Annotated in this window: 10 protein-coding genes and 1 pseudogene; 2 read left to right on the top strand and 9 right to left on the bottom strand. The window is 60.2% G+C overall.

All coding sequences use genetic code 11. The annotated features are described in order from the left end of the window. Window positions 1-187 precede the first annotated feature (187 nt). A pseudogene (locus YERSI8AC_RS13965) lies at window positions 188-748 on the top strand (transposase); the annotation flags it as partial. A 54-nt stretch (window positions 749-802) separates the two neighbouring features. Here YERSI8AC_RS13965 and YERSI8AC_RS13970 read toward each other — a convergent pair. The 6 genes from YERSI8AC_RS13970 to cbiE all read right to left on the bottom strand — a co-directional run bounded on the left by YERSI8AC_RS13970 (window position 803) and on the right by cbiE (window position 5,375). Then, window positions 803-1,183, bottom strand: coding sequence for a hypothetical protein (locus YERSI8AC_RS13970; protein WP_159176916.1), 381 nt, complete (start codon window positions 1,181-1,183; stop codon window positions 803-805). 504 nt (window positions 1,184-1,687) lie between these two features. Continuing rightward, a complete protein-coding gene (locus tag YERSI8AC_RS13975; protein ID WP_159176917.1) occupies window positions 1,688-2,128 on the bottom strand; it encodes a YtoQ family protein in 441 nt (146 codons plus the stop codon). Window positions 2,129-2,198: 70 nt separating this feature from the next. After that, window positions 2,199-2,963, bottom strand: a complete 765-nt coding sequence (gene cobF, locus YERSI8AC_RS13980) for a precorrin-6A synthase (deacetylating) (protein WP_159176918.1) — start codon at window positions 2,961-2,963, stop codon at window positions 2,199-2,201. Further along, complete coding sequence (cobM, locus tag YERSI8AC_RS13985) at window positions 2,960-3,763, bottom strand: precorrin-4 C(11)-methyltransferase (RefSeq protein WP_159176919.1); 804 nt, start codon at window positions 3,761-3,763, stop codon at window positions 2,960-2,962. The genes cobF and cobM overlap by 4 nt, the downstream gene beginning before the upstream one ends. Continuing rightward, window positions 3,760-4,155, bottom strand: a complete 396-nt coding sequence (locus YERSI8AC_RS13990) for a cobalamin biosynthesis protein (RefSeq protein ID WP_159176920.1) — start codon at window positions 4,153-4,155, stop codon at window positions 3,760-3,762. The genes cobM and YERSI8AC_RS13990 overlap by 4 nt, the downstream gene beginning before the upstream one ends. Further along, the gene (gene cbiE, locus YERSI8AC_RS13995) at window positions 4,152-5,375 is read right to left on the bottom strand and encodes a precorrin-6y C5,15-methyltransferase (decarboxylating) subunit CbiE (protein ID WP_159176921.1); all 1,224 of its coding nucleotides are present in this window, start codon (window positions 5,373-5,375) and stop codon (window positions 4,152-4,154) included. The genes YERSI8AC_RS13990 and cbiE overlap by 4 nt, the downstream gene beginning before the upstream one ends. Here cbiE and YERSI8AC_RS14000 point away from each other — a divergent pair. After that, window positions 5,374-6,111 carry a cobalt-precorrin-6A reductase gene (locus YERSI8AC_RS14000; RefSeq protein WP_159176922.1) on the top strand — a complete coding sequence of 246 codons (738 nt, stop codon included), beginning with the start codon at window positions 5,374-5,376 and terminating at the stop codon, window positions 6,109-6,111. The two genes, cbiE and YERSI8AC_RS14000, sit on opposite strands and share 2 nt — an antisense overlap. Before the next feature lie 12 nt (window positions 6,112-6,123). Here YERSI8AC_RS14000 and cobJ read toward each other — a convergent pair whose 3' ends face one another. The 3 genes from cobJ to YERSI8AC_RS14015 are packed head-to-tail and all read right to left on the bottom strand — an operon-like array spanning window position 6,124 to window position 8,221. Next, complete coding sequence (cobJ, locus tag YERSI8AC_RS14005; RefSeq protein ID WP_159176923.1) at window positions 6,124-6,873, bottom strand: precorrin-3B C(17)-methyltransferase; 750 nt, start codon at window positions 6,871-6,873, stop codon at window positions 6,124-6,126. Beyond that, the gene (gene cobI, locus YERSI8AC_RS14010; protein ID WP_159176924.1) at window positions 6,870-7,595 is read right to left on the bottom strand and encodes a precorrin-2 C(20)-methyltransferase; all 726 of its coding nucleotides are present in this window, start codon (window positions 7,593-7,595) and stop codon (window positions 6,870-6,872) included. The genes cobJ and cobI overlap by 4 nt, the downstream gene beginning before the upstream one ends. Next, window positions 7,592-8,221, bottom strand: a complete 630-nt coding sequence (locus tag YERSI8AC_RS14015; protein WP_159176925.1) for a precorrin-8X methylmutase — start codon at window positions 8,219-8,221, stop codon at window positions 7,592-7,594. The genes cobI and YERSI8AC_RS14015 overlap by 4 nt, the downstream gene beginning before the upstream one ends. Window positions 8,222-8,437: the final 216 nt, after the last annotated feature.

Below are 8,437 nucleotides of genomic sequence, written 5' to 3' on the forward strand. Positions count from 1 at the left end.
TCAACATTCTTATCATGCACATAAAACAGCCCTAATCACCTGACATCCTGGATTCATAGAATAACCTCAGCACTTTGGTTCACACAGTAGAGGAAGGAGGGCCAACGCCAGTACCCTCTCGACTTTACCAACGGGATGGAGTCCGCCCCACCCTACTCCAGCGCTGCTGCGCCACAAGCCAAATGCCAGCGGAGTTAGTGTAAGCCATCTGTGGATCTTCTGGGATAATAAGAAACAGGGCGGTGAACTATGGAAGCGAACGCCAGCGGCGCTATCAGCGCTAGTTGGACAACTATACGGGATTGGGCAATATCCCACAGCGCCCCGCCGAAGTGGGAAAGAGGCACCATATCGTCGATTGGGAGGGCGATACGGTATAAAGGAGACCCTAGCGGTTACCTCTTCGCAGCGCGCCTTCCTAAGATCACGACCACTAGAACGGCCAAGCCGATCACCCAGTTATTAGCACCACGCCGTGGAGCAGTGCGAACCATCGGCCAAGACCTTTTTTTGCGGCCCGCACCGCTCATGCCAGCATGGCACCAATGAAAACACCAACGGACTGATTCGCCAACATTTCCCGAAAGGAACGGACTTCCGAAAGGTGAGCGACTCAGCACTGAAGAGAGCCGTTGCCAAGCTACACAATCGCCCCAGAAAACGTTTGGGGTATCGGACATCGGCACAAGTGTTCCTCGGAGAGTATTCAGGGGCGCTGAAAACCACAGGTACTGCGTTTAATGTTTGAATTCAGGGTTTCAACAGCAGGTTTGCCAGTCGGCTAGCGCCCCTGGTTAACTGTTTATTGGATCCAGAACCCTGCTATTTCGTTTTCCCGCATGGCCATTTTTAAGAGATTGTCGGAATCCGAGCTGGCAAGGGTCATCTTCCACAAATGAACGTTGAAGCCGTCCTGATTTAAAGCGCCCAAATACTCTGACTGATAGCCATCCACAAGCCTTGGGGATAAAGACTCTGAAAGAGCACCAAACTGATCTTGGCTGATCGATTGGCGAAAGTTTGCATCCGCATGATCCATAAATTGCTCATAGCTCTCTGAGGCAATGGCATCTATCTGCGAACGAAACAGCTCCATAATCATTGGCCTAGGCTTGGTATCTGCCCATGCCAACGATGAAAAGAGTGACAGCAAAAGTATCGCTGTTAATGCAATCCTATTCACAACGAGTAACCTCCCTTATAACTTATTATCAGCCACCAGCAGGTTTGAAAATCACATACCCGCTATTTTATAGAATGCTTATTCGCTACATATGAAAAGTAGCGTAGCTGACGCGCCTATCGCAAGAAATTTTGCATGGTCTTAAGGGACGGGCTTAGGTAACAGCCTAACTTTGTCAGACGATAGCTTTTTGGTGACGGGATAGACGCTTGATCGCCCAATAAATTGGGCTCTTACAACACCCTCTGCACAGGGCCTTGTAAGCGCCCAACTTCGTCGAGCATGGCTTGCGGTGGCGGGATAACTGCTGATCGCGCGACGAACTGCCAACCCTTAGCCCCATTGCAGAGGGCTTCTGTAAGAGCCCGACTCCGTCGGGCGATCGTTTTTGGCGGCTGATTACACGCTGATCGCACAATGAATTGGGCTCCTACAGCCCCCTATTGCAGACTTTGTGACACGATGCCCCTTACAGGGCACCGTGCACTTCGCTGGGTGGGCGTCTTAGGCTTTCAGAACGTAGCGCAGTGTCTCGACCACCTGATCCGTCGTGGTGCACCAGGCGTTCGCACCGGCATCGACTTCTTTCAGCGGGTGAATAATATCTTCACTGTGCAGAGTGATGTAAGGCTTGGCGAGGGCGGCGCAGTAACCTGCATCGAAGGCGGCGTTCCACTGTTTGTACTGGTCGCCGAAGCGTACAACGACCAGATCCGCCTGCTCAATCATCGTGCGGGTGCGGATGGCGTTGACCTTGGATGACTGGTGATCGCGCCAGAAGCCATTTTCCGGCTTGCCCAGGTGGTCGCCGGCGGCGTCAGAGGCGGCGTGGTCGGTGACCGGTGCGGTAAACACGATATCCAGGCCCGCGGCCTCGGCGCCGCGTTGGATTTCTTCGCGCCAATCTGTGTGGATCTCGCCGGATAGGTAAACGTAAAAGCTCATGGCTATTCCTCAAATATTAGTTGGTCAGTAGCGCCATTTTATGGAAAATCATTCCATATTAATACCAGCACTATAGCAGAGGCTTTCTGGCTAGCAGATAAATATCCATTATCCAGCCGTGGGTGTCGCGTAGCTCTGCCCGGCGCTGGATGATCTGGTCGCTGACCTCGCTTAGCCAGCCTTTGATCAAGCACTGTTTATCCATGCCCAGGTAGGCGCCCCACCAGATGTAGGTATCGTCTTGCGGCAGCGAGGTAAATGCCCCGCCGCTATCCAGCATTACGGCTACCGTAGCGGCATCGCTTGGCCAGCCGCGCTCGCGTAGGCGGCGGCCGGTGGTGATGTTTACTGGCTCGGCGAGGGCATTTAGCGGGATTTTATGTTCGGCGGTGAGCACTTGCAGGCTGGTGATGCCTGGCACCACCTCTACATCAACCTGCTTACCCGCAGCGTTTAGCCGCTGAGTAATACGCAGGCTGCTGTCGTAAAGCGAGGGGTCGCCCCACACCAGCATACCTACCCGCCCACCTTTAGGGAGATGTTCGTCGATTAGCTCCGCCCAGACGCTGGCGATGGCAGCGTGCCAGTCGTCCACCGCGCCCAGGTAGTCATTGCGGCCATCACGACTAGGCAGATCGAACTCGACGATCTTGGTGGTCACCGGCGCTTCCAGCAGCCGTTCGCAAAGCAACCGGCGCAGGTCGATAAGATCCGACTTGGCCTCGCCCTTGCGGGGCAGCAGGATCAGGTCGGCGCTGTTGAGGGCGCGCACGGCGGCCAGGGTGACGTGATCTAGGTTGCCGGTGCCGATGCCTACTAGCGAGAGCGTGATCATGATTCGCGCTCTTGGTCTTGGCTTGCCGTGGCAAAAGGCGAATCCGCCGATTGAGGGCGAAAGCGGCGGTCGTAGCCTACGGCGTAGAGGCTGCTCTCCTGGAAATCGTCACTTTCGAGCACCGGCCCCACCAGAATTAGCGCGGTGCGCTGCATGGTGTCATCGATCAGCGCTTCTATAGTGGCTAGCCGCCCTCGCACTACCCGCTCGTCGGGCCAGCTTGCCCGCCACACAATCGCTACCGGGCACTGCTCGCCGTAGTAAGGCGTCAGGCTCTCTACCACCTGGGAAAGATTATGGATGGAGAGATGAATGGCAAGCGTGGCGCCGGTGCGGGCGAAATTGGCCAGCGTCTCGTCGCTGGGCATGGCGCTGGCCCGGCCCGGCGTGCGGGTGAGCACTACCGACTGGGCGACACCGGGCAGCGTCAGCTCCTGGCCCAAGGTTGCCGAAGCAGCCGCGAAGGCTGGTACGCCGGGGGTAATGCTGTAGGGGATATCCAGCTCGCGCAGGCGGCGCAGCTGCTCGCCCATGGCCGACCACACCGATAGATCCCCCGAATGCAGCCGGGCGATATCCTGGCCTGAGGCGTGGGCGCGGCTGATCTCCTGCATGATGTCATCCAGCGAGAACGGCGCGGTGTTGATCACCCGCGCCCCAGCCGGGCAGTGCTCGAGGATTTCCTCCGGCACTAATGAGCCCGCGTACAGGCACACCGGGCAGGCGGCGATCAGGTCGCGCCCGCGTAGTGTGAGCAGATCCGGCGCGCCGGGGCCGGCGCCAATGAAGTGTACGGTCATTCTGTGATTCCTTCTGGTACTTCTGACAACGCCAGGGCGGCGGTGGTCTGCCTATCCGCTGAAATTATCCGTGGCCCTAGAAGCGTTGCCCCCGGGCCCGCAGCTAATAGCGCCACGGCCTCGGCCACGCTACCCGTGCCTCGCGCCTGCAAGCTTTGTGCTGAATGAGTCAGCGTTGTCACCGTGGGCAGCTCGGCGTCCGCTACGGCGATAACCTCGATGCCTCGCAGCCGCCCCAGCTCTTCGACTAACGGCAGCATTGAATGAGCCGCCGCCAGCTTATCGATTGCCCCGTAGTGCTCGATAAGCCGATCCAACGCCTGGGCGAGGGATTCAAGAGTGGCCTCGCGACGAAAGCCAAATCCCGCTATTCTCAACGCCAATTGCTTCACCGAACGCCCCGCCACTGAACGATCGGGTAGCTGGCCTTCCAGCCCCGCCGAGTGCCAATGGGGGCGGCATTGGCAAGCTCCAGTCGTAGCAGTTCGCCGCCTGCCTGCTGATGCCAGTGCGCCAGCAGCGCTTCAGATTCTAGTGTCACCGCATTGGCGACGATGCGCACGCCCTCGGGCAATCGCTGCCATAAGTCGTCTAACAGCGCTTGGGATAGCCCGCCGCCGATAAATACCGCATCGGGGTGCGGCGTATCGTTTAGCACTTCCGGCGCGCTGCCCTCTTTTACTTCCAGCCAATCAACGCCCAGGTTCGCTGCATTGCTGCGCGCCCGCGCTGCTCGTTCAGCGTGTTGCTCAAAGCCTACCGCTTGATTATCCGGGTGAGCGAGCAGCCACTCAATGGCAATAGAACCTGAACCGGTGCCGATATCCCATAGGCGCTCGCCAGGCATGGGGGCCAGCGCCGCCAGGGTGATGGCGCGAATGGTCTGTTTGGTGATCTGGCCGTCGTGGTCAAAAAAATGATCCGGCAGGCCGGGCGTCAGCGGCAAGGCGGGGCCGCTGCCTGCTACTTCCAGCGCTAACGCCACTGGATGGGCGATATCCTGGGGCAAGCTGGCGTCAACACGGCAATGGCGAATGCGCTCGTTATCGCCGCCCAGGGCTTCCAGCACCGTTAGCTGGGAATCCCCAAAGCCGAACCGGCTGACCAACGAGGCGAATTCGGCCACCGCTTCGCCGTCTCTTACCAGCACCAGCAAACGCCTTTCGGCATGCAGGTAAGGTCGAATGCGCGTCAGCGGTTTGGCGTGCAGGCCCAGGCAGGTGCAGCGCTCCAGCGGCCAGCCCAAGCGTGCAGCCACCAGGCTGAAGGTGGAAGGTGCTGGTAGTGCCAGCCACTCGTCTGCGCTGAGATGCTGCGCCAGGCTGGTGCCCGCCCCAAACCAAAATGGGTCGTTCGAGACCAGCATCACCACCCGGCGGCCGCGCTGATTGAGCAGTTCAGAAATGCCATCGGCAAAGGGCACTGGCCACTCAATCACCTCGGCGTTTAGGGGCGGCAAAAGGCGCAGATGGCGGCGCGCGCCGAACACCACCTCGGCACTTTCCAATGCGGCGCGACTTGCCGCGGTTAGTCCCTGTGTGCCACCCTCCCCCCAGCCTAACAGGGTCAGCCAGGGAGCCTGACACACTGGAGCGTGAGAAATTTCAACCATGATCAAGATCCTAATTCTCGGGGGAACCTCGGAGGCCAGCGCTCTGGCCAGTGCAGTTGCCAAGCGCGAGCTTCCCGCCATTTTCAGCTATGCGGGTCGTGTTGCCACGCCGAAACCCCAGCCGCTGCCGAGCCGCATTGGCGGTTTCGGCGGCGTTAGCGGCCTTGCCGCCTTTGTGGCCCAGGAGCGCATCACCCATATAGTCGATGCTACGCACCCCTTTGCCGCGCAGATGAGCAGCAACGTGTTAGCCGCTGCGGCACAGTGCGGCGTAAAGGCCGTCGCTCTTACCCGGCCCGCCTGGCAACCCGTTGAGGGCGACCAGTGGCAAAGCGTGGCAAGTATCGATGAAGCCGTCAGCACCCTGGCGGGCCCGCCCCAGCGAGTGCTGCTCGCCATTGGCCGCATACACCTTGCGGCCTTTGCCGCCCAGCCCCAGCACCATTACGTGCTGCGTTTGGTTGACCGGCCTACCAGCCCGCCGCCACTGCCAGATGTCAGCACCGTGATTGATCGAGGCCCGTTTACGCTGGAGGGCGATCTCGCCCTGCTGGAAACGCAGCGCATCCAGCGCATCGTGTGTAAAAATTCCGGCGGCGAAGGGGCCGCGTCCAAACTCACCGCGGCAAGAACCCTCGGCCTGCCTATTGTGATGATCGAAAGGCCAGCACTGCCACCCCGCCACGAAGTTCATCGCATCGATGACGTGATTAGCTGGCTTGATAGACCCTCTTAATCTTCAATACGCTTAATCAGTCGAGCGCGGCGTATAAACCAGCGGTGCTCCTGCTCGCTCGATCAAGCGCGTCTGCTGTGAGCCGACGATGACCAGGGTCCGCATATCGGCCATGTCCGGCGTCGCCTCGCCTAGGGTGGTGACGCGAATCGACTCTTCCGGCGTGGACACCGCCCGGGCGAAGATGATCAATCGATCCAGACCACAGGCTTCCCGCAGTACGTCCAGCGTGCGCTCGAAGCCCGCCGGGCGCGCCTTGGAGCGTGGGTTGTAAAACGCCATGGCGAAGTCGGCCTCGGCGGCCAGGCGCAGGCGTTTTTCAATTAGCGCCCAGGGCTTGAGGTTGTCGGATAGATTAATGCAGCAGAAGTCGTGCCCCAGCGGCGCGCCGACGCTTGCGCTGGCGGCCAGCATGGCGGAAATGCCCGGCAGTACCTGAATATCCAGCGTGCGCCACTGGGCATCGCCCGCTTCTAAAGCCTCAAACACCGCCGCTGCCATGGCAAAGACGCCGGGGTCGCCGGAAGAGACCACCACAACCTTATGGCCCTCAAGCGCTAACTCTAGCGCTTGCTCCGCCCGGCGGATCTCTTCGCGGTTATCCGAGCCGTGGCGGACTAATCCAGAGCGCGGCGCCACCCGGTTAACGTAGGGCACATAGCCCACCACGTCGGTGGTTTCCAGCAGCGCGGCCGTGACCTCGGGGGTAATCATGGCCTCTGAGCCCGGCCCCAGGCCGACGATTTTCAGCCAGCCGCTCATGGCCGCCTCCCGTGGCCATGGATCAGCACAATCGAGAAGTACGGCACGCTCTCGCCAACCTCACTTAATGGCAGCACTCTTTGTTGCGACATGGCGGCGTACTCGATCAGCCAGGCTTCGCCTTCGCGGCCAGCGTGAACCAGAGCCCGGCGCAGCTTGGCCAGGTTGCGGCCAATCTTCATCACCACCAGCGCATCGGTTTGGGCGATGCGCTCGGCCAACGCGTCTTCGGGGAGGGTGGCCATCAGCACGGTCAGGATGTCATCGCCCCAGGTAATCGGCTGGTCGGTAGCAGTCCAAGCCGCTGACATCCCGGTAATCCCCGGCACCACCGAGACGGGCACGCGATTCAGCAGTCGCGTGTAGAGGTGCATGAAGGAGCCATAGAAAAACGGGTCGCCTTCACACAGCACCACCACATCGCACCCGGCCTCGGCCATCTCGATCAGCTGGGCCACGCTGCGTTCGTAAAAAGCCGCCAGCAGCTCATTGTAGCGCGGGTCGTCAAAGGGAATTTCCGTGGTGACCGGGTATTCCATGGGCAGCTCGATGGCGCCGGGCGGGATCATGCCCTCCACGATGGTGCGCGCATGGCCGCAGCGGCCCTTTTTACGGAAATACGCCACGTGGGTCGCCCCGCGTATCAGGCGGTCAGCGCGCACGCTCATCAAGTCTTGGCTGCCTGGCCCCAGGCCAACGCCGTATACAGTTCCCTGGGTCATTCGATGCGATCCGCCATGGCGTTGATGGCCGCCACCGTGACGGCGCTGCCGCCCAGACGCCCGCGGACGATACAGCTGGGCAGTGCCGGGTTAGCCAACAGCGCTTCCTTGGATTCCGCCGCGCCGACAAAGCCGACCGGGCAGCCGATAATCGCCGCCGGGCGCGGGCACGCCGGGTCTTCGAGCATATTGAGCAGGTGAAACAGCGCGGTGGGCGCGTTGCCAATGGCGACCACGGCGCCTTCCAGGTGGGGCCGCCAGAGTTCCAGCGCCGCCGCCGAGCGGGTGTTGGCCATTTCCTGGGCAAGGCCGGGCGTGCGCTCATCGTTGAGGGTGCAGATGATCTCGTTGTCAGCGGGCAGCCGTTTGCGGGTGATGCCTTCCGAGACCATTCGAGCATCACAGAGGATCGGTGCGCCCTGCTCTAACGCGGCACGGGCCTTATTGACCACGTCGTTTTGAAAATGAATATGCGCGGCCAATTCCACCAGCCCGGCGGCGTGAATCATGCGCACCGCCACGGTCTCTTCTTCCACTGAAAAGCGGCCAAGCTCGGCTTCACTGCGAATAATCGCAAACGACTCCCGGTAAATCGCCGGGCCACTGGTTTCATACTTATAGGGCACCCAAACTCTCCAAATAAACTAATTCGCAGTTACTGGTCTGCAAGGCATCCGTGCCAGGGCAGGTTTCCGCGAGGGCGCTGTGAACTCATCCGTGGGCGCTACTTTCGACATCTGACCGCCATGGATGGCGGAAATGCCGGAGATGTCGGGAACATTTTCCGGCCTGTCGAAAGACCCTCGCTACAACCTGCCCTGGCACTCAGCTATCCAGCATAT

Source organism: Halomonas sp. 113 (genome assembly GCF_904067645.1).
In the GTDB taxonomy this organism is placed as follows: Bacteria; Pseudomonadota; Gammaproteobacteria; order Pseudomonadales; family Halomonadaceae; genus Vreelandella; species Vreelandella titanicae.